Genomic DNA, 668 nt, shown 5'->3' on the forward strand with positions numbered 1-668 from the left:
CGAGCATCAGCTTCGTGCTGGTGGTACATCCGGCCCGTGCCACGCGCCAGGTGGAGGTCTTTCGCCAGAAACGCACCTTGGCGTCCTACCAGCAGGCGGAGAAGGAGAAGGGACTCCAGCTTCAGCAATGCCGCGAGGAGACTGCACGGCTCCGCTCGGAGCGTGGAGGGCCACGCGGCTTGACGGGACTCCTGGCCGCGAGGCGCCTGGACAGGAACGGGGTTGTGGCCAAGGACGTCATGAAGGACATCAGTCTGCATCCAGCGAGTGCCCTCAGTCTGATGAGCGCCATCAGCTACCGCGCCAGGGGACTCGTGGCGGTGCAGGTGTCGCTGGAGGCGCCCGCCGGGGCGTTACCGTGGACTGCGGCCGGAGCAGAGTTGGTGGGCCCTGGCCGCCGCACGCTACGCGCGCTGCCTCCCTGGCAGAGTGAACCCATTGACCCCAGCGTGATTGATGGTCGGGTTGTGATCGAGGCAGAGGCGACGGAGCAGGAGACCCAGGGCGGCTTCAGACTCAAGTTGTGGAACGAGGATGGAACCGGTGAGCGTCAAGGAAGATGTCGGGTGAGTCGGGTCAGCGCGTCTTCGTCCGTGCGTGCTGAATGGGCGTGGTGTTCGCGGAGGGGTTGAGGCGCACGGGCCCCGCGGGCGTCCAGTTGCGCGTGG

At 66.8% G+C, this 668-nt stretch carries 1 protein-coding gene; it reads left to right on the top strand.

All coding sequences use genetic code 11. The annotated features are described in order from the left end of the window. Window positions 1-14 precede the first annotated feature (14 nt). Window positions 15-632 (top strand): DUF2381 family protein, encoded by a 618-nt coding sequence (locus G4D85_RS50960; protein WP_420821759.1) that lies wholly within the window; start codon window positions 15-17, stop codon window positions 630-632. The last annotated feature ends 36 nt before the right edge of the window (window positions 633-668 follow it).

Origin of the sequence: Pyxidicoccus trucidator, assembly GCF_010894435.1 — a bacterium.
GTDB lineage: Bacteria > Myxococcota > Myxococcia > Myxococcales > Myxococcaceae > Myxococcus > Myxococcus trucidator.